This window comes from Pseudomonas sp. SbOxS1 (assembly GCF_013416725.1).
Lineage (GTDB): Bacteria > Pseudomonadota > Gammaproteobacteria > Pseudomonadales > Pseudomonadaceae > Aquipseudomonas.
In genome coordinates this window covers 16,742-36,287 of the sequence record NZ_JAAVXC010000043.1, presented here as the reverse complement: position 1 = coordinate 36,287, position 19,546 = coordinate 16,742, and the positions used below count along the sequence as shown (strand labels likewise).

Genomic DNA, 19,546 nt, shown 5'->3' with positions numbered 1-19,546 from the left:
GCGTTTGAAAAAGGGAGTCGCTGTAAGAGCGAAACCATAAGTGGCCGTTACCGCAGCAATGGATATGTACTCAGACAACAATCGCCCACAGACGTTGACGTTGACGTTGACGTTGACGTTGACGTTGACGGACAGGCTCAGGGCGTGAGGGGGCAAGAAAAGCAAAAGCCAGAGCAAGACGGCGAAGAACGATAACGCGGTGCCGCAGATACACCGCAGCGCCTGGTTCGCCGGCAAGCCTGGCTCCTACGATCGGTGTTCAAGGGAGAGTGGCGGAAGGTAGCCGGAGTCGAACCTGCCCGGGAACGGATGCCGTCCCCAACCGGGTTTGAAGCCCGGCCGCGCCACCGGGCGCGATTACCTTCCTTGAAACGAACCTTGGGTCAATCTTGCGTTCTGCGTGCCAGGGCGTTGTCCGCGCGGATCTGGCGTCGATCGCCGATGCGACGGGTCAGGCCGAGCCGGTCGAAATACTCCAGGATCTGGATACTGCGCTTGCGCCCAAGGCCCACCGCATCGCGAAATGCCGTTACCTCGATCACCGGGTTGTCATCGGCCAGTTGCAACAGCATAGCCGCCAGGCGACGGATCATCGTGTCGGTGTAGAACAGATCGCGGACCACTTGATGCAACAGTCCCAGCCGCGCCATTTTACGCAGCAGTGCGCGCGCACTGGCTTCGTCATGCCCCAGATCACGCACCCAGGGCGGGTCGAACCCGGCGGCGTCGAACCGAGGCTGCAACTGTTTCCACAGGGCTTGCTCCTCGTCGCTCAGGCGCACCTGATGCTCCGGCAGGTGCAGCCACGGCCCACTGGCCGCGATACGTCCGGTGGCCAGCAACTGCTCGAGCAGGCTGATGAATACCGGGCGATCCAGGGTGCTGCCGGCAAATCGGCGCAGGCGATCGCGGTCCGGGCCCATGTGGTCCGGCTCCTGTTCATGGAAGCGCGCCAGGTGTTGCTGCAACTCATCCTGCAAGGTCTGCCAGCGGCTGGCGCTGAACAGGACCGGTGCCTGGCGGGTTTCGATCAGGCGTATGTCGCCGGGCAGCACCCAGGTCGCGCGCGGGCGGTTGAACTGGCGTTCAAGCTGTTGCGGATCGAGCCCGCTGTCACTGTTGGCCAGCAACCCTGGCAGCACGTCTTCCAGGCGAGTGCTCGCGGCCAACGCCGAAAGCTGCGCCAATCGCTCGGGGCTGCGGCGGTGGCGGCTTGGCGCAAAGGGGTCGAGGACCCTGCCGCCGCCAAGGGTGCGCTGGGCGCTCTGGTCCCGCAGGATCAACCGGTCACCCAGCACCGCCTGCACCGGTGCATTGACCAGCAGTTGCGCGAACATCCGTTGCCCCGGCGCCAGGCTGGGCCCCTCCAGCAGGGCCACCCGCCCGGTGACGTCCCGTGTCCCAAGGTGCACGTGCACCGGTTCGAAGTGCTCGAAGGCGCGCGGTTCACCGGGTAACAGCTGCAGGTCGATGTCCAGGCGCTGGGTCGGGGCGTGCAGCCACGGGGCCGACAACCACTGGCCGCGGTGGATCTGCGACAGCGCCAGGCGCTCGGCATTCAGGTTCAAGGCGACCCGCTGCCCGGCCACCGCCACGTTGGCCGCCTGGTTCTGCACGTGCAGGCCGCGAACCCGCACGGTTTTGCCAAGGGGGCCGAGTACCAGGGAGTCGCCCACCGTGACCTGGCCGGACAGCGCCGTGCCGGTCACCACGATGCCCGCACCGGGGACACTGAACGCGCGATCGATGGCCAGGCGAAAACCTCCGCCCTGACTGCGCTGCAGCACTTCGAACTGGGCGTTGAGCAACGCTTGACGCAAGGTCTGCACGCCCTCCCCGGTTACGCTCGACAACGCGATCAGCGGCGCATCGGCGTAAGGGCCAGGCGCCAGCAACGTTGCAATCTGCTCGCGCACGACCTGCACCCTGGACGGCTCGACCCGGTCGCACTTGGTGATCGCCACGATGGCACGGGGAATACCCAACAACTCGACGATGGACAGGTGTTCCCGGGTCTGCGGCATCACGCCGTCGTCGGCGGCCACCACCAGCAGCACCAGGTCGATACCGTGTGCACCGGCGAGCATGTTGTGGGTGAAGCGCTCATGCCCCGGCACATCGATAAAACCGGTCAGGGCCGCGCCGGGCTCCAGTGCGGAGTAAAGATAGCCCAGGTCGATGGTCATGCCACGTTCGCGCTCTTCACGGCGCCGATCACCGGCCTGCCCGGTCAATGCCTCAAGCAATGCGGTCTTGCCGTGGTCGATGTGCCCGGCGGTGCCGACGATCACCTTACGTCACCTGCAATTGATCGAGCTGCGCCAGCCACGCCGGTTCGTCGTCCAGTTGCCGCACGTCGAGCCACAAGGCGTCGTCATCGATACGCCCCAGAACCGGTATTGGCAAGGCGCGAAGGGCCTGTTCCAGATTCAACAGCCAGCGCCCGCGCAGACGCTTGGAGGTATTGGCCCGCAGGCATAACGCGGCACTCGGCAAGCGTGCCACCGGCTGGCTGCCACTGCCGATCATCCCCAGCGCCGGCACCGCGCTGACGATCCAGCCCGCGCCCAGTTGCGTGGCCAGGGACGGTTGCAGGCGCTCGGCCTGCGCCAGGATATCGGTTTGCGCCCGGGTGAGCAGGCGCAGGCTGGGCAGGCGTTCGGCCAGTCGGTCCGGGTTGCGGTACAGGCCCAGCACCGCTTCGAGGGCGGCCAGGGTCAGCTTGTCGACCCGCAGCGCCCGTTTCAGCGGGTTCTTCTTGATCCGTGCAATCAGTTCCTTGCGCCCGACAATCAAGCCGGCCTGGGGACCACCGAGCAATTTGTCGCCGCTGAACGTGACGATGTCCGCGCCATCGAGCAGGGCCTGGCGCACCGTCGGTTCGGCCGGCAAGCCCCAGCGGGTCAGGTCCAGCAGGCTGCCGCTGCCGAGGTCTTCGAGCAACGGCAGGCCATGTTGATGGGCCAGGCGCGCCAGTTCGACGGTCGGCACCCGGGTGGTGAAACCCTCGATGCTGTAGTTGCTCGCATGCACGCGCATGATCAAGCCGCTGCGCGGGCCGATGGCGGCTTCGTAGTCGCGGGCATGGGTGCGGTTGGTGGTGCCGACCTCGACCAGCTTGACCCCGGCGCGCGCCATGATGTCGGGGATGCGAAAGGCGCCGCCAATTTCGATCAGCTCGCCCCGGGAGATAATGCCTTCCTTGCGCGAACCGAGGCTGTTGAGGGTCAGCAGCACCGCGGCGGCATTGTTGTTGACCACGGTCACCGCTTCGGCGCCAGTCAACTCGCGGATCAGGCCCTCGATCAGATCGTCGCGGTCGCCGCGCTTGCCACTGTGCAGGTCAAATTCCAGGTTCAACGGATAGCGCGCAGCAATTTGCACGGCGTCGATGGCTTCCTGGGGCAACAAGGCGCGGCCCAGATTGGTGTGCAGTACCGTCCCGGTGAGGTTGAACACCCGGCGCACGTGGCTGCGATGCTGGTTGGCCAAACGCTCGCCGGCCCTGCCCGCCAGCACCTGCGGGGTGAGTTCGACCGCGTCGAGTTGCCCCGCCAGGACCGGTTGGCGCAAGTCATCGAGCAACTGGCGCAGGCTGGCGAGCAAGGCGTCGCGCCCATAACGTTCGGCCAGCGGCTGGCAGGCCGGATGGCGCAGCAGGCTGTCGATCGAAGGCAGTCGCAAGGCTTGGCTGGTGGATCTGGCAGACATCAGGCGCTCCGGCAAACGTTGACCGCCTGAGTGTAGACGTTCGCTTCAGTCGCCCCCGGGTGCCAGCAGCAGGTTGGGCGCCGGGCGCACAAAGCCTTCCTGTTCCAGGCGCATGTCGAGCATCAGGCTGCCCAGGTCGGCGGACAGCGCTTCGGCCTCGGCGTCGCATTCCAGATACAGCTGCTTGAGATAACTGTGACAACCGGGGCAGGTTTCGGCGCGCAGCGGCGCCTTGTCCGCAGCAAAACGGTCGCTGTCGAGGCTGACGTATTGCAAGCCTTTGCTCTGCTCGCAATACACACACTTGACCCGCACCACATGCCATTCACAGGCACACAGTGAGCACACCAGATAACGCAAGCCGTTGTACTTGCCGCGATGGCGGATCACCCCTGCCATGGCCGGTGAACCGCAGGCCGGGCACTGGTTGAGGCTATTGCCGGGTTTCAAGGCGAGGTCGGGGGTACTCAGCAGCCAATGGCTCCACGCAACTTGCAGGGCAGCCCCCAGGAATGGCACCAGCGCCGCCGGCAGCAAGGCGAACTGCCCGCTGACCAAGGCGATCGCCCACGCCTTGAGCTGCCCGACGTTGGCATCACGCAAGGTTGCCACGGCGTTTACCACCGCCGGTTGCGCCGGTGGCTGATAGTGCTGCAACAGCGCTTGCAGATACGCCAGCCACGCGTCCTCGCGCACCAGGCTGTCGGCGGCGAACGGCGGCAGGCCATGATCCAGGCATAGCCGGACGCGTTGCGGGTCTGGCATTGCCGCCTCGGGTGGAGCGTCCATCAGGCGTTGCTGCTCGTTGCACAGCCCCGCCACCAGGCGCAGGTAATCGGCCAAGGGATGGCCGTCAGCGAGACGCTCCAGGCGCTGCGCACGCAAGGCAAACAGGTTAGGCGGTGGCAGGTGCAGAAACGGCGGCGATGTCGCCGCCGCTTCGATCTGTCCCGGCTCCAGGATCGTGGCCAAGTGATTATCCTTTTTTGTTCAGCGGCGGATCGACACGCTCATCCCGGGTCACTTCGCGGTACCACAGCCCGTGGTGTTTCTTCGCCCAGGCGCGGCTGACCCAACCGTGCAGCATGGCGTTGATCGAACCCTTGATCCAGATGCCGGCGTAGATGTGCACGATGATGCTCAGGATCAGCACGAAACCGGCCAGCGCGTGCAGCAGCATCGCCCAGCGAATGCTGGTGATGCCGAAATACGCGCTGAAGTAAGCGCGCCAGATCACCAGCCCGCTGAACAGCAGTACCAGCATGCACAGCAGTAAAGTCCAGAACAGCAGCTTCTGCCCGGGATTGTACTTGCCGATGGCAGGCACGCCCTCTTCCTCATTTTTCATCACCCGGTCGATGCGCCGCAGCCACAGCCGATCATTGGCGATAAAGATATTGGCGCGCCAGAAGCTCAGGACCAGGCCGAAGAAAAACACGAACATCAGCACGCCCATGAACGGGTGCAGGATGCGCGTCCACGGCCCGCCACCGAACAGGTTGCTCAACCAGAACAGCGCCGGGTGGAACAACGCCAGGCCCGATAACCCCGCCATCAGGAAGAGAATCGCCACTAGCCAGTGATTGGTGCGCTGGTTGCTGGTGTAGCGCAGGATCTGCTTGCGGATCATGGCCTGCCCTCCCGCTTCGGATCATAGGTGTGCACTGAAGGATCGACTTCATGTACCGCGGGATCGCTCGACGGCGGCAGTTCATCCTCCTCGACCACCTGTGGCCCGACGCGCACGTAATGGAAGAACCCGGCCAGTACCGCCGCGCCCATGGCCAGCAACGCCAGGGGTTTGCTGACCCCCTTCCACAGGCTAACCAACGGGCTGATCACCGGATCGCTTGGCAGGCCGGCGTACAGCCTCGGCGTGTCGGCGTGGTGCAACACATACATCACGTGCGTGCCGCCGACACCCGCGGGGTCGTACAGGCCGGCGTTGTCGAAACCACGGCTCTTGAGGTCGACGATGCGTTCGGCGGCATGCTCCTTCATGTCCTGCTTGGAACCGAACACGATGGCGCCGGTCGGACAGGTTTTCACGCAGGCCGGTTCCAGCCCCACCGCCACCCGATCCGAGCACAAGGTGCATTTGTAGGCCTTGTGGTCCTTTTGCGAGATGCGCGGAATGTTGAACGGGCAACCGGTGATGCAGTAGCCACAGCCGATGCAGTGATCCTGATTGAAATCGACGATACCGTTGGCGTGCTTGATGATCGCTCCGGGACTGGGGCACGCCGCCAGGCAACCGGGTTCGGCGCAGTGCATGCAGCCGTCCTTGCGGATCAGCCATTCCAGGTTGCCGGCGTCGGTTTCGTGCTCGGTGAAACGCATCAGGGTCCAGGTTTCTGCGCTCAGGTCCTGCGGGTTGTCGTAGGTGCCGAGGTTGTGGCCGACGTCGTCACGCAGCTCGTTCCATTCCGAGCAGGCGACCTGGCAGGCCTTGCAGCCAATGCACTTGGTGGTGTCGATCAGCTTGGCGACTTCCTCCAGGTTGCGTACCGATGACGGCACGGTGGTGGTGGCCGAGCGGGCAATGATGTCTTGGCTGGCCATTTAGACTTTCTCCACGTTGACCAGGAATGACTTGGATTCCGGGGTCTGGGTATTGCCATCGCCGAGGAACGGCACCAGGGTGTTGGTCAGGTAGCCGTGGCGAGTGAGCCCGGTGAACCCCCAGTGCAACGGGATACCGATCTGGTGCACGATCTGGTTGTTGACCTGCAACGGACGAATCCGCTTGGTCACCACCGCCACCGCCTCGATGAAGCCACGCTTGCTGCTGACCCGCACCCGGTCACCCGCGACGATGCCTAATTCCTTGGCCAGCACTTCGCCGATTTCGACGAACTGTTCGGGCTGGGCAATGGCGTTGAGCTTGCAGTGCTTGCTCCAGAAGTGGAAATGCTCGGTGAGCCGGTAACTGGTGGCGGCGTAGGGGTAATCCTTGGCCACGCCCAGTGAGTCCCAAACCGAGTCGAAGATCCGTGCCGCCGGATTGCTGGTGGCCTTCTTGTTCTGAGGGTGCAGCGGGTTGATGCCGATCGGCGTCTCGAACGGCTCGTAGTGCTCGGGGAATGGCCCTTCGTTCATCTTGTCGACGGCGAAGAACCGCGCCACGCCTTCGGGGTTCATGATGAACGGATTCATCCCCGCCTCCGGCGCCACGTCAGCCTTGTAGTCCGGCACGTCGGTACCGGCCCAGGCTTTGCCGTTCCACCACACCAGGCGCTTCTTATCGTCCCAAGGCTTACCTTGCAGGTCGGCCGAGGCACGGTTGTAGAGAATCCGCCGGTTCGCTGGCCAGGCCCAGGCCCAACCCTGGTGCTGGTGCATGCCATACGGGTCGTTGTTGTCGCGCCGGGCCATCTGGTTGCCCGTTTCGGTCCAGCTGCCGCAGAAAATCCAGCACCCGGACGCCGTGCTGCCGTCATCCTTGAGCTGGCCGAAACCAGCCAGTTGCGCATTGCCCTTGATGAGCGCCCCGGTGGCATCGGTGAAGTCGGTGACGGCGTAGCCGTTGATCTCCTTGGCCAGTTCTTCCGGTGACGGTTCGTCAGGGATCTTGTAGGGCCACGACAGTTTCAGCAGCGGATCGGGATAGGCGCCCCCCTCGGCCTGATAGCGCTGACGCAGGCGCAGGAACAGCTCGCTCATGATGCGTATGTCGGTGTACGCCTCCCCAGGGCCGTCGGCCCCCTTCCAGTGCCATTGCAACCAGCGACTGCTGTTGACCAGCGAGCCGTCTTCCTCGGCGAAACAGGTGGTGGGCAGGCGAATCACTTCGGTCTGGATGTTGGCGCTGTCGACGTCGTTGTACGGCCCGACCTTTTGCCAGAACTCCGAGGTTTCGGTGGCCAGCGGGTCCATCACCACCAGCCATTTGAGCCTGGCCAGCGCGGCCATCACGCGGTTCTTGTCCGGCAACGCCGCTATGGGGTTGAAGCCCTGGCACATATAACCGTTGACCTTGCCCTGGCCCATCAGGTCGAACACCTTGAGGATGTCGTAGTTGGGAATGTCCAGTTTCGGCAGATAGTCGAAGGCCCAGTTGTTCTCCAGCGTGGCATTGGCCCCGTACCAGGCTTTCATCAGGCTGACGTGGAATTTGCCGTAGTTCTGCCAGTAGGACAGTTGCCCCGGCCGCAAGGGTTTTTGCGTGCGCTTGACGATGTAGGCGGTGTAGTCCTGTTCGGCATCGCCTGGCAGCGTGAGGTAGCCCGGCAGCGAGTTGGACAGCAGGCCTAGGTCGGTCAGCCCCTGGATATTGGAGTGCCCGCGCAAGGCATTTACGCCCCCGCCCGGCATGCCGACGTTGCCCAACAACAGTTGCACCATGGCCGCGCTGCGGATGATCTGCGCGCCAATCGAGTGCTGGGTCCAACCCAAGGCATAAAGGATGGTCATGGTCTTGCCCGGTTGCGAGCAAGTGGCGATTTCCTCCCAGATTTTCTGCATGGCGTCGACCGGCATGCCGCAGATCTGGCTCGCCAGTTCAATGTTGTAGCGGCTGTAATGCTGCTTCATCAGTTGATAGACGCAGCGCGGGTCCTGCAGGGTCGGGTCGGTTTTGACGAAGCCGTCTTCACCCAGCTCATAGCCCCAGCCGGACTTGTCGGTATACACCCGCTTGGCCGCGTCATAGCCGCTGAAAATCCCGTCCTCGAAGCCATAGCCGGCTTTGACCAGGAACGACACGTCGGTGTAGTTGCGCACGTATTCGTGCTGGATCTTGTCCTCGGTCAGCAGGTAATTGATCAACCCGCCCATGAAGGCGATGTCGGTACCGGTGCGGATTGGCGCGTAATAATCGGCCACCGAGGCCGTGCGGGTGAATCGCGGATCGACCACGATCAACCGCGCCTTGTTGTGCGCCTTGGCTTCGGTCACCCACTTGAATCCACAGGGGTGCGCTTCCGCTGCGTTGCCACCCATTACCAGGACCAGGTTCGCGTTGGCGATATCGGTCCAGTGATTGGTCATGGCACCACGGCCGTACGTCGGGGCAAGACTTGCCACCGTCGGGCCGTGTCAGACACGCGCCTGGTTATCGAACCCCAGCATGCCCAGGCTGCGAACCACCTTGTGGGTGATGTAGCCCGCTTCATTGGACGCCGCCGATGCCGCGAGGAAACCAGTGGTCAGCCAGCGGTTGACCGTCTGGCCCTGGGCGTTCTTCTCGATGAAGTTGGCGTCGCGGTCGGCCTTCATCAGGTCGGCGATGCGATCGAGCGCTTCATCCCAGGAGACTCGCGTCCACTCGCTGCTGCCGGGCTTGCGCATCTGCGGGTATTGCAGGCGGCCGGGGCTGTGAATGAAGTCCAGCAGGCCCGCGCCTTTGGGGCACAGGGTGCCGCGGTTGACCGGATGGTCGGCGTCACCTTCAATGTGGATGATATTTTGCGCGACATTCTTGGCCGTATCGCCCTGGCTGTACATGATCAACCCGCAACCGACCGAGCAATACGGGCAGGTGTTACGAGTTTCATGGGTGTGGGCAAGCTTGAAATGGCGCACCTGCTCGGCGAAAGCGGCAGTCGGGGCCATGCCCAACGCGCCCAGGCTCGAGCCTGCAAGGCCGATACCGGCGACCTTGAAGAACTGACGACGGCTGAGGTCCATCGTGCACTCCTTATTAAGCTGGAAATCCGCTGCGTTGCCGGACTTTTCTGGACAATCACGGTTGCGGCAGTCTCGCTACCGACACCTGAAACTGTAGACAACGGGCGGGCGCCTTGTGTGAAAACCGACCGTCGGGCAGGCATCCATACCTCTTGTAGGAGCCAGGCTTGCCGGCGAAGGCGTCGTCGAGATCGCCTTCGCCGGCAAGCCTGGCTCCTACAATGATTGGCGCTTATCATGGCCACCATGATTAACCGGCCTTTACGAGATTTGCGCATGACTTTCGATTTTGATCAGGTGTTCGACCGCCACGGCACTGGCAGCACCAAGTGGAGCCGTTACCCGGCCGACGTGCTGCCGATGTGGGTCGCCGACATGGATTTCGCCGCGCCGCCGATGATCATCCAGGCCCTGCAAAAGCGCCTGGAACACCCGTTGCTGGGCTACAGCGTGGCCAAGGACGATTTGCGCGAAGCCATCGTTGCCGATTTGTGGAACAAGTACGCCTGGCGCGTCGAGCCGCAAGAGCTGATCTTCCTGCCGGGCGTCGAGTCAGGCTTCAACATGGCGCTCAAGGCGCTGGTACAGCCGGCCCAGAATGTGGTCGTGCAGGTGCCCAACTACCCGCCCCTGCGTCACGCGCCGGGCCATTGGGGCCTGAACAAGGTCGAGCTGAACTTCGACCCGCAGCCTGACGGCACTTACGCAACGCCACTGGCGACCCTGAACGCATCCCTGCAAGGGGGCGGCGCGCTGCTGCTGAGCAACCCGCACAACCCGTTGGGTAAAGCCTTCGCCCGGGATGAACTGCAGGCCATTGCCGACACCTGCCTGGCTAACGAGGCCTGGATCATTTCCGACGAGATCCACGCCGAACTGTGCTTCGACGGCCGCCAGCACCTGCCGATGGCGTCCCTGAGCCCGCAAATCGCCCAGCGCACCATCACCCTGATGTCAGCCAGCAAGGCGTACAACATCGCCGGCCTGAAAACCTCGTTCATGATCATCCAGGACCGCCACCTGCGCGAGAAGGTCAATCACGCCCGTTGCGGCATGGTCGACAGCGTCAATCCACTGGGCATGGAAGCCACCCGCGTCGCCTACAGCGAAGCCGCGCCCTGGCTGGCCGCGCTGAAGGACTACCTGCAGGGCAACCGCGATTACCTGGTCGACGCCGTGCGCAGCCGTCTGCCGGGCATCACGATGAATGTGCCGCAAAGCACCTATCTAGCCTGGCTCGATTGCACGGCGCTGGGGCTGGACAACCCGCAACAGTTCTTCCTCGAACAGGCCAAGGTCGGCCTCAGCCCCGGCCTGGATTTCGGCGATGACTGCCAACAGTTCGTGCGCCTGAACTTCGGCTGCCCGCGGTCGATGCTGGAAGAAGGGATCGCGCGGATGGAGCGCAGTTTGCGGCACCGTAACGCCTGATCCTCCCCTGTAGGAGCCAGGCTTGCCGGCGAAAAACGATAACGCGGTGCAACAGATAGACCGCGGCGCCTAGTTCGCCCGTAGGAGCCAGGCTTGCCGGCGAAAAACGATAACGCGGTGCAACAGATAGACCGCGGCGCCTAGTTCGCGGGCAAGCCTCGCTCCTACAGGCGAAGAGCGATGACGCGGTTCGTCAGATACACCACGGCGTCTGGTTCGCCTGTAGGAGCGAGGCTTGCCCGCGAAGAACGGTAACGCGGTGCAACAGATACACCGCGGCGTCCCGTTCGCCGGCAAGCCTGGCTCCTACAGGCGAAGGTCATTTCAGCGAAGGCCTCCAAAAGCCCGGAAGCAGACATCTTCAAGATTGTTCAGCTTAGGTTCAGGTAATTGTCAATCACTCCCATATGGGAATGAGTGTCATTATGTTACAACTTAGCACCCTATCTAATTCCCCACGGTGCTGAATGCTCGTTCCTTTTCTGATCATGCTGCGCGAAGGCATTGAAGCCGCGTTGATCGTTGGCATTATCGCCAGTTACCTCAAGCAGACCGGCCGTGGCCAATGGATGCCCGCGGTGTGGATCGGGGTGTTCCTCGCCGCCGCCCTCGCGCTGTTGGTGGGCGGTGGCCTGGAACTGGTCAGCGCCGAGTTTCCGCAGAAGCAACAGGAACTGTTTGAAGGCGTGGTCGGCCTGGTCGCGGTCGGCATTCTCAGTTCCATGGTGTTCTGGATGCGCAAAGTGGCGCGTTCGATCAAGCACTCGCTGCACGTGTCCCTCGATAACGCACTGGCCGGTTCCAGGCACCAGGTGTTCGCGCTGATCGCCATGGTGTTTTTCGCCGTGGCCCGCGAAGGCCTGGAAACGGTGTTCTTCCTGCTCGCGGTGTTCCAGCAAAGCACAGGCCCGGCGGCACCGATGGGCGCCCTGCTCGGCCTGGTGCTGGCCATCGTCGTTGGCTTGCTGATCTACGGCGGCAGCATGCGCCTCAATCTAGCCGCGTTTTTCCGCTGGACCGGCCTGTTCATCCTGGTGGTGGCGGCGGGAATCCTTGCCAACTCGGTGCAGGCGCTGCATGAAGCCGGGCTCTGGAATCACCTGCAGACCGTGCTCTTCGACTTCAGCGCCACGCTGCCGATGGACGGCCCGTTGGGCTCGGTGCTGGCCGGGATGTTCGGCTACCAGGACGCCCCGACTCTCAGCACCCTTGGGGCCTATCTGATTTATCTGCTGGTGGCGCTGGCGATGTTCTTCATGCCCTCCGCCGTTCCCGCCAAACACTCTTCATCCGCTTCCAGTCAGTAAGGGCAACCATGCCAGATCAAACCCCACCCCGAGCCTTGCGCTGGGCGGTAGCCGGTTCGGTGATCGTAATGATCGCCGCCGGCGGCCTGTTCTACTATGCCGCGCAAATGGCCGCCGCCAAGCGCCAGGCCAATCACGACCAGGTGCAGGTAACCATTGCCTCCCACAGCTGTGAGCCGAACGCCCTGACGGTGCCGGCCGGACGCGCCAGTTTTCGCATCGTCAACCGCTCGGATCGCGCCGTCGAATGGGAAATTCTGGACGGCGTGCTGGTGATCGAGGAACGGGAAAACATCGCGCCCGGGTTGAGCCAGGTGATCAACGCCAACCTGCTGCCCGGCGATTACACGATCACCTGCGGCTTGCTCAGCAACCCCCGCGGCACGCTGCACGTTACCCCGACGGCGGCATCCGATGCAGCCGCGAAGGCCAGGCCCGCCATGCTGGCCTTTGTCGGACCGCTGTCGGAATACCGCGTATACCTGAGCAGCCAGGGCGCGGCGCTGATCAAGACGGTCACGGCGCTTGAGCAAGCCATCGCAGCCGGCGACCTGCCCCAGGCGCAGGCGCTGTACCTGCCCGCCCGCGCCGCTTATCAACGCCTGGCGCCCGCCGCGCAGCGCCTGGCGCAACTGGACAACGGCATCAACGCCCGTGCCGACTACTTCGAAAAACGTGAACAGGATCCGCAGTTCGTTGGCTTCCATCGCATCGAATACGGGTTGTTCCAGCAACGCAACCTCGATGGCCTGGCACCGATCGCCCAACGCCTGCTGACAGACGTCACCGCCCTCAAGCAACAGTTGCTGGCCCAGTCGCTGCCGCCGGAGCAACTGGTGAACATCCTGGTGCGCAACCTCGACAACCTCGCCCAGGTGCGCGCCGGCAGTGGCGAAGAAGAGCGCTACAGCCACAGCGACCTCAACGGTTTCGCCGGCAACCTTGACGCCAGCCGCAAGGTCGTCGAGCTCCTGCGGCCATTGCTGGCCAAGTCCGCCGCCCCCCTGCTGGCGACAATCGACAGCGCCCTTGGCGATCTCGATGCCGAACTCGGCGGCTTCAAGGTCGACGAAGGTTTTGCCAGCTACGACAGCGTCAGCGCCGAGCAACGCCAACAGATCGGCGACAAGGCCAAGGCACTGGCCGTCGCACTCGATGGGATAGATCCCGCCCTTGGCCTTTCCGGCCTGTAAGCAGAAGACGACTTTCAGATGAACGATTCAGAGCAATTCAACCTTCAGCGCCGCCGGGTACTGATGGGCATGGGCGCCGCCGGTGTCGCACTGGCCGGTACAGCATTGAGCTGCCCGGTCATGGCCGCAAGCCCCGCGCAAGTGACCGAGGCGCCCAGTAGCGAGCGCACCCAGGACCGCCACGATGTTCATGGCAAACACCAGAGCGGCATCGTCACGCCACGCCCGGCGGCCGGCATGCTGGTGGCCTTCGATGTGCTGGCCAGCGATCGCGAGGACCTGGAGCGGCTGTTGCGCACCCTCGACCAACGCATCGCGTTCTTGATGAAGGGCGGCCCGGTGGCCCAGGTCGATCCGAAATTGCCGCCCGTGGATTCAGGAATTCTCGGCCCGGTGGTGACCCCGGATAACCTGACCATCACCGTGTCGGTCGGCGCATCGCTGTTCGACGAACGTTTCGGCCTGGCCGCCGCCAAGCCCAAGCGCCTGGTGCGCATGGTCGGCTTTCCCAACGACGCCCTGGAGCCTGATTGCTGCCACGGCGACTTGAGCATCCAGTTCTGCGCCAACACCACCGATACCAACATCCACGCCCTGCGTGACATCGTGAAGAACCTGCCGGACTTGCTCCTGGTGCGCTGGAAGCAGGAAGGCAGCGTGCCGCCCCAGGCCCCGGCCAAGCCCGGCGTGCCGGCCCAGAGCGCGCGTAACTTCCTGGGTTTTCGTGATGGCTCGGCCAACCCCGATTCCAACAATGCCCAGGCCATGGACCGCATCGTCTGGGTCCAGCCCGGCAGCGACGAACCGGCCTGGGCGGCCAACGGCAGCTATCAGGCGGTGCGGATCATCCGCAACTTCGTCGAACGCTGGGACCGCACGCCGCTGCAGGAACAGGAAAGCATTCTGGGCCGGGTCAAGGCCAGCGGTGCGCCCATGGGCGGCCAGCATGAGGCGCAAGTACCGGACTATGCCAAGGACCCCCACGGCAAGCTTACCCGACTCGACGCGCATATCCGTCTGGCCAACCCGCGCACCGCACAGACCCAGGCCAACCTGATCCTGCGCCGGCCGTTCAACTACTCCAACGGTGTGAACAAGAACGGGCAACTCGACATGGGTTTGCTCTTCATCTGTTACCAGGCCGACCTGGAAAAAGGCTTCATCACCGTGCAAACCCGACTCAACGGCGAACCGCTGGAGGAATACCTCAAGCCGGTCGGCGGCGGGTATTTCTTCACCCTGCCGGGTGTGACGGGCGACCAGGATTTCATTGGCCGCTCGCTGCTTGACGCCACGCAACCCAAGACCACAGCCTGACCACCACAACAAAGACGGAACCGCCCCATGAAAAAGTCGCCACTTGCGTTAATGCTGACCCTGGGCTTGCTCAACACCCCGCTTGCGGCATGGGCGGCACCGGCGCCGCTGGAGCTGGTGCAGCCGATTTCGGACTACAAGATCTACGTCACCGAACAACTGGATGAACTGGCCAGTCATACCCGGCAGTTCACCGACGCGGTGAAGAAAGGGGATCTTGCGACCGCGAAAAAACTCTACGCCCCGACTCGCGTCTACTACGAGTCGATCGAGCCGATCGCCGAGTTGTTCAGTGACCTCGACGCTTCGATCGACTCCCGGGTCGACGACCACGAACAAGGCGTGACGGCCGAAGACTTCACCGGTTTCCACCGTATCGAATACGCACTGTTCTCGCAAAACAGCACCCAGGGCCTGGGTGAACTCGCCGATGGCTTGGACAAGGATGTGCAAGACCTGCAAACCCGCGTCGCCGGCCTGACCTTCCCACCGGAAAAAGTCGTCGGCGGCGCTGCGGCCCTGCTTGAAGAAGTGGCGGCGACCAAGATCTCCGGTGAGGAGGACCGTTACAGCCACACCGACCTCTATGACTTCCAGGGCAATATCGACGGGGCGAAGAAGATCGTCGACCTGTTCCGTGGGCAGATCGGGAAACAGGACGCGGCGTTCGTTGCCAAGGTCGATAAAAATTTCGCCACCGTGGACAAGATTTTGGCGAAGTACAAAACCGGGGATGGTGGCTTCGAGACCTACGACAAGGTGAAGGAAAACGATCGCAAGGCGCTGGTGGGGCCGGTGAATACGTTGGCTGAAGATTTGTCGACGTTGCGGGGCAAGCTTGGGTTGAACTGAGTTTTGTAGCGTCTGAGCAGACGCCTTCGCTGGCAAGCCAGCTCCTACAGGGGATCGCATATCTACTGTAGGAGCTGGCTTGCCAGCGAAGCTTTTTCGGGTTTACAAAATCCGGTAAAGCAACCGCTCGATACGCACCCGGCTCACCCGCTTGAGAAACTTCGCCACCCCCGCCGGGTAATCCGGCAGGGTTTGCAGGTCCTGGTAGCGCTCGATGCGCCGGGTGTGCTGGAAAATCTGCGCCAGCTCGGTGCGGCGCGGTTCCAGCAGTTCGTTGTGCGGATCATCGATCAGCAGGGCGTTTTCCAGGTCCAGGCGAAACGCTCGCGGATTGAGGTTGTTGCCGGTCAGCAAGGTGTAGCGCTGATCGACCCACATGCCCTTGAGGTGATAGGTGTTGTCGCCGTCCTTCCACAGGTGCAGGTTCAACTGGCCGCTGTCGATGTTGCGCTGATGCCGCTTGGCAAAGCGACGCAGGCTGATCTCGTAGAGATACGGCAGCGCCGAGATCACCTTGAACGGTTCGCTCGGCGGAATGTAGAAATCGTTGGCGGTCTTGTCACCGACCACGATGTCGATCTTCACCCCCCTGGCCAGCGCCCGGTTGATTTCCCGGGTCACGGCCAAGGGCAGGTTGAAGTACGGCGTGCAAATGGTCAGCTGCTGCCGGGCGCTGCCGATCAGCTCGCCGATCACCCGGCTCAACGGGTTGTTCTTGCCTACACCCAGTAACGGGCTGACCGACAGGCCGCTTTTATCCGTGCTGCCCTGGGTGGTGTCGTAGGCCGCGTGCTTGAGACGGCTGCGCAGGTCGCCGATGTCGTTGCGCAGGCTGCGGGTGGTCGGCAGGTTAGGCAGGTCCAGGCGATGCACCGCCTTGGAAGCCATCAGGCCGTGCTGCACCAGGTGATGCATCGAGTCGGCCAGGGTGCGGTTGTGCAGCAGGTGGTAACGGTCGTACCGGTACTTGTCGAACCGGTGCAGGTAGACGTTGTTCAGGCTCGCACCGCTGTAGATCACGCAGTCATCGATGACGAACCCCTTCAAGTGCAGCACGCCAAACAGCTCGCGGGTCTGCACGGGCACGCCATACACCGGCACGACGCTTTCGTGGGTGCGGGTCATTTCCTGATACCAGGCCGAGTTGCCCGGCTGCTTGCCGGCACCGATCAGCCCGCGCTGGGCGCGCAGCCAGTCGACGACCACCGCCACGTCCAGTTCCGGACGTGCCAGCTTGGCCGCGTGCAAGGCATCGAGAATTTCCTGGCCGGCCTCGTCCTGTTGCAGGTACAGCGCAACGATATAAATGCGCTGGGTGGCGCTGGCGATTTTCTCCAGCAGGCAACGACGGAACTCGGCAGCGCCAGAGAGGATGGTGACGGCATCGGCGGTCAGCGGAAAACTGCGCAGTTTGGGCAGCAGGGGGCGTTTGAAAAGCGACGGCATAGGGCTCGCAATGGGTCGAATCCGAAGAACCCGAGAGCTTACACCATGGATGGGTTTGGGTCTTCCCACCACACCGATCGTTCCCACGCTCTGCGTGGGAATGCCGCCATGGACGCTATGCGTCCGCCGTTGATGTGACGCAGAGCGTCACGGGATGCATTCCCACGCAGAGCGTGGGAACGATCATTCCACGAACGGTGGAAAATAATATTTGACCAAGGAGAACGATCGTTCTACTGTGACCACATGAACAAGATAACCAGCAACGACACACGCGACATCATTCTGGATGTCACCGAAAAGTTGATCTATAAAAGTGGCATTGCCGCCACGGGCATGGATCTCCTGGTGAAAACCGCCGGCGTCTCCAGAAAAAGTATCTATCGCTACTTCGCCAACAAGGAGGAGCTGACCGTCGCCGCCCTGCAACGCCGGGACGAACGCTGGATGCACTGGTACAGAAGCGAAGTCGGACGAGCCCAAACGCCGGCCGAACGCCTGCTCAACCTGTTCACCGTGCTCACGACCTGGTTCGCCAGTGAAGGCTTTCGCGGCTGCGCGTTCATCAACACCAGCGGTGAAACCAGCGATCCGCAAGACCCGGTGCGCCTGGTCGCCAGGGACCACAAACAGAAGCTGCTCGACTACGTGTGCGAGCTGTGTACCGAATATGGCGCTGAAGATCCGCAGGTGCTGGCCAAGCAGCTGCTGATCCTGATCGACGGGGCCATTACCGTCGCACTTGTCATGGGTGACCACAGTGCAGCCGATAATGCGCAATGCATGGCGCGGAAGTTATTGGGCCTGTAATAACTTGATCAAGACCGACAACTTGCTTGAACTTTAATTTAATAGGGAGACATGAAATGTCTAACGCCGAAGTTCGTCCGCCATTGCCGCCATTCACCCGTGAATCGGCCATTGAAAAAGTTCGCCTGGCTGAAGATGGCTGGAACTCCCGCGATCCGGAACGTGTTTCGCTGGCCTACACCCTGGACACCCAATGGCGAAACCGCGCCGAGTTCGCCTACAACCGTGAAGAAGCCAAGGGCTTTTTGACGCGCAAATGGGCCAAGGAACTGGATTATCGCCTGATCAAGGAACTCTGGGCATTCACCGACAACCGCATCGCCGTGCGTTATGCCTATGAATGGCACGACGATTCGGGCAACTGGTTCCGCTCCTACGGCAATGAAAACTGGGAGTTCAACGAAGACGGCCTGATGGCGCGGCGCTTCGCCTGCATCAACGACATGCCGATCAAGGAAAGCGAGCGCAAGTTCCACTGGCCGCTGGGGCGTCGTCCTGACGACCATCCAAGCCTGTCGGACCTGGGCCTGTAACCACCGCCCTCTGTAGGAGCTGGCTTGCCAGCGAAAGCGCCCCAGAGTCCAGCGCTATGCTCAGGGACGCCTTCGCCGGCGAGCCGGCTCCTACAGGTGGGTTGTGTGGTCAGGCGACCGCGGCGGTCTGCTCGATCTGAGCCCTGGCCTCCAACTCCCGCACCAACGGCAACACCCGCTTGCCGAAATACTCCACTTCTTCCTGAAAGTGCAGGAACCCGGCCAGTACCAGGTCCACCCCCACCGCTTTCAATGCGACGATACGCTCGGCGATCTGTTGCGGGGTACCGATCAGGTTGGTCTTGAAACCATCGTTGTACTGCACCAGGTCCTCGAACGTCGACTTGGCCCAGTTGCCCTCGCCTTCGGGTGATGCCCTGCCCGCCTGTTTCGCCGCATCGCCAAAGGCATTCACCGCCTGCGGATCGGCCTCGTCGATGATCTGCGCCAGCACCGCCCGCGCCTCTTCTTCGGTGTCACGGGCAATGACGAAGGCGTTCACGCCAACCTTCACGGAATGATTGTTCGCCGCGGCCTTGGTTCGAATGTCGTCGACCTGGGCCTTGATGCCTTCCGGGGTATTGCCGTTGGTGAAGTACCAGTCCGACACCCGCGCGGCCATGTCCCGCGCCGCACGGGAGCTGCCGCCCTGGAAGATCTCCGGCCGGCCCAGTGGCTTGGGCTTGAGGCTGTAGTTGTCGAAACGGTAGAAATCGCCGCGGAAGGTGAAGTTGTCTTCGGTCCAGACGCCTTTGAGCGAGCGAATGAATTCTTCGGAACGGCGATAACGTTCGTCGTGCTCCAGCCAGTGCTCGCCAATGGCCTGGAATTCGCCCTTGAACCAGCCGCTGACGATGTTGACCGCCACCCGGCCGTTAGTCAGTTGATCGATGGTCGCCAGTTGCTTGGCCGCCAGTGCCGGTTGCCATGGGCCCGGCAGGATCGCGGCGATGACTTTCAATTTGCTGGTGGCGGCCAGCAATGCATGGCTGAAGGCGACGGACTCATGCTGGTATTCGGCGCCGTAGCCAGCAGTGAAACGAATCTGCGTCAGCGCATATTCAAACCCCGCCTCTTCGGCCAGTTGCGCCAGTTTTCGGTTGTAGTCGATGCCCCAGTGGGTCCGTTGCTCGATCTTGCTGACCACCAGCCCTCCGCTGACGTTCGGTACCCAGTAGGCAAATTTGACGGCTTGCTGACTCATTGGCGTGTCCTCGGGACATGGGGAATGTCCTTGGGGTAGAGCAGCAAGCGTGCCAGCACCTGCCAGGACTTCCCTGAACCGAATTACTACCCCCTGTAGGAGCGAGCTTGCTCG

At 62.7% G+C, this 19,546-nt stretch carries 15 protein-coding genes, 1 tRNA gene and 1 pseudogene; 7 read left to right on the top strand and 10 right to left on the bottom strand.

The features are described from left to right. The 8 genes and pseudogenes from HFK74_RS28935 to fdnG all read right to left on the bottom strand — a co-directional run. A pseudogene (locus HFK74_RS28935) lies at positions 1-237 on the bottom strand (hypothetical protein); the annotation flags it as partial. 33 nt (positions 238-270) lie between these two features. Then, a tRNA-Sec gene (locus tag HFK74_RS28930) sits at positions 271-366 on the bottom strand. 17 nt (positions 367-383) lie between these two features. Further along, the gene (selB, locus tag HFK74_RS28925) at positions 384-2,291 is read right to left on the bottom strand and encodes a selenocysteine-specific translation elongation factor (protein WP_180206503.1); all 1,908 of its coding nucleotides are present in this window, start codon (positions 2,289-2,291) and stop codon (positions 384-386) included. Position 2,292: 1 nt separating this feature from the next. Next, on the bottom strand, positions 2,293-3,711 hold the full coding sequence (selA, locus tag HFK74_RS28920; RefSeq protein WP_180206502.1) for an L-seryl-tRNA(Sec) selenium transferase: 1,419 nt from the start codon (positions 3,709-3,711) through the stop codon (positions 2,293-2,295). A gap of 45 nt (positions 3,712-3,756) precedes the next feature. Further along, positions 3,757-4,683 carry a formate dehydrogenase accessory protein FdhE gene (gene fdhE, locus HFK74_RS28915; protein WP_180206501.1) on the bottom strand — a complete coding sequence of 309 codons (927 nt, stop codon included), beginning with the start codon at positions 4,681-4,683 and terminating at the stop codon, positions 3,757-3,759. 4 nt (positions 4,684-4,687) lie between these two features. After that, the gene (locus HFK74_RS28910) at positions 4,688-5,341 is read right to left on the bottom strand and encodes a formate dehydrogenase subunit gamma (RefSeq protein ID WP_180206500.1); all 654 of its coding nucleotides are present in this window, start codon (positions 5,339-5,341) and stop codon (positions 4,688-4,690) included. After that, entirely contained in the window at positions 5,338-6,273 is a 936-nt protein-coding gene (gene fdxH, locus HFK74_RS28905) for a formate dehydrogenase subunit beta (RefSeq protein ID WP_180206499.1), read from the bottom strand. The genes HFK74_RS28910 and fdxH overlap by 4 nt, the downstream gene beginning before the upstream one ends. Then, positions 6,274-9,339 (bottom strand): formate dehydrogenase-N subunit alpha, encoded by a 3,066-nt coding sequence (fdnG, locus tag HFK74_RS28900; protein ID WP_180206498.1) that lies wholly within the window; start codon positions 9,337-9,339, stop codon positions 6,274-6,276. A gap of 276 nt (positions 9,340-9,615) precedes the next feature. On the opposite strand from fdnG, the gene HFK74_RS28895 reads away from it, so the two are divergent. From HFK74_RS28895 to efeO (HFK74_RS28875), 5 genes are all read left to right on the top strand, one after another. Continuing rightward, positions 9,616-10,770: a MalY/PatB family protein gene (locus HFK74_RS28895; protein ID WP_180206497.1), complete on the top strand. Its 1,155-nt coding sequence runs from the start codon at positions 9,616-9,618 to the stop codon at positions 10,768-10,770. 467 nt (positions 10,771-11,237) lie between these two features. Then, positions 11,238-12,077 carry an iron uptake transporter permease EfeU gene (gene efeU, locus HFK74_RS28890; protein WP_180206496.1) on the top strand — a complete coding sequence of 280 codons (840 nt, stop codon included), beginning with the start codon at positions 11,238-11,240 and terminating at the stop codon, positions 12,075-12,077. Positions 12,078-12,085: 8 nt separating this feature from the next. Then, positions 12,086-13,270 (top strand): iron uptake system protein EfeO, encoded by a 1,185-nt coding sequence (efeO, locus tag HFK74_RS28885; RefSeq protein WP_180206495.1) that lies wholly within the window; start codon positions 12,086-12,088, stop codon positions 13,268-13,270. An 18-nt stretch (positions 13,271-13,288) separates the two neighbouring features. Beyond that, complete coding sequence (gene efeB / locus HFK74_RS28880) at positions 13,289-14,587, top strand: iron uptake transporter deferrochelatase/peroxidase subunit (protein WP_180206494.1); 1,299 nt, start codon at positions 13,289-13,291, stop codon at positions 14,585-14,587. A 27-nt stretch (positions 14,588-14,614) separates the two neighbouring features. Next, complete coding sequence (gene efeO, locus HFK74_RS28875) at positions 14,615-15,439, top strand: iron uptake system protein EfeO (RefSeq protein WP_180206493.1); 825 nt, start codon at positions 14,615-14,617, stop codon at positions 15,437-15,439. A gap of 102 nt (positions 15,440-15,541) precedes the next feature. On the opposite strand, the gene pssA is transcribed toward efeO (HFK74_RS28875), so the two are convergent. Then, positions 15,542-16,885: a CDP-diacylglycerol--serine O-phosphatidyltransferase gene (gene pssA / locus HFK74_RS28870; RefSeq protein WP_180206492.1), complete on the bottom strand. Its 1,344-nt coding sequence runs from the start codon at positions 16,883-16,885 to the stop codon at positions 15,542-15,544. A 246-nt stretch (positions 16,886-17,131) separates the two neighbouring features. Here pssA and HFK74_RS28865 point away from each other — a divergent pair, with 246 nt between their 5' ends. Further along, complete coding sequence (locus tag HFK74_RS28865; RefSeq protein WP_180206491.1) at positions 17,132-17,695, top strand: TetR/AcrR family transcriptional regulator; 564 nt, start codon at positions 17,132-17,134, stop codon at positions 17,693-17,695. Between the two features lie 56 nt (positions 17,696-17,751). Next, positions 17,752-18,228, top strand: a complete 477-nt coding sequence (locus tag HFK74_RS28860; RefSeq protein ID WP_085714950.1) for a nuclear transport factor 2 family protein — start codon at positions 17,752-17,754, stop codon at positions 18,226-18,228. Between the two features lie 109 nt (positions 18,229-18,337). Here the strand turns inward: HFK74_RS28860 and sfnG are convergent, their stop codons facing one another. Beyond that, the gene (sfnG, locus tag HFK74_RS28855; protein ID WP_180206490.1) at positions 18,338-19,432 is read right to left on the bottom strand and encodes a dimethylsulfone monooxygenase SfnG; all 1,095 of its coding nucleotides are present in this window, start codon (positions 19,430-19,432) and stop codon (positions 18,338-18,340) included. Positions 19,433-19,546 lie beyond the last annotated feature (114 nt).

What these genes read in the sequence shown, in the direction of transcription:
- selA (WP_180206502.1), bottom strand. Translation starts at nt 3,711, where the DNA reads ATGTCTGCCAGATCCACCAGCCAAGCCTTGCGACTGCCTTCGATCGAC.
- HFK74_RS28910 (WP_180206500.1), bottom strand. Translation starts at nt 5,341, where the DNA reads ATGATCCGCAAGCAGATCCTGCGCTACACCAGCAACCAGCGCACCAAT.
- fdxH (WP_180206499.1), bottom strand. Translation starts at nt 6,273, where the DNA reads ATGGCCAGCCAAGACATCATTGCCCGCTCGGCCACCACCACCGTGCCG.
- HFK74_RS28895 (WP_180206497.1), top strand. Translation starts at nt 9,616, where the DNA reads ATGACTTTCGATTTTGATCAGGTGTTCGACCGCCACGGCACTGGCAGC.
- efeU (WP_180206496.1), top strand. Translation starts at nt 11,238, where the DNA reads ATGCTCGTTCCTTTTCTGATCATGCTGCGCGAAGGCATTGAAGCCGCG.
- efeO (WP_180206495.1), top strand. Translation starts at nt 12,086, where the DNA reads ATGCCAGATCAAACCCCACCCCGAGCCTTGCGCTGGGCGGTAGCCGGT.
- efeB (WP_180206494.1), top strand. Translation starts at nt 13,289, where the DNA reads ATGAACGATTCAGAGCAATTCAACCTTCAGCGCCGCCGGGTACTGATG.
- efeO (WP_180206493.1), top strand. Translation starts at nt 14,615, where the DNA reads ATGAAAAAGTCGCCACTTGCGTTAATGCTGACCCTGGGCTTGCTCAAC.
- pssA (WP_180206492.1), bottom strand. Translation starts at nt 16,885, where the DNA reads ATGCCGTCGCTTTTCAAACGCCCCCTGCTGCCCAAACTGCGCAGTTTT.
- HFK74_RS28865 (WP_180206491.1), top strand. Translation starts at nt 17,132, where the DNA reads ATGAACAAGATAACCAGCAACGACACACGCGACATCATTCTGGATGTC.
- HFK74_RS28860 (WP_085714950.1), top strand. Translation starts at nt 17,752, where the DNA reads ATGTCTAACGCCGAAGTTCGTCCGCCATTGCCGCCATTCACCCGTGAA.
- sfnG (WP_180206490.1), bottom strand. Translation starts at nt 19,432, where the DNA reads ATGAGTCAGCAAGCCGTCAAATTTGCCTACTGGGTACCGAACGTCAGC.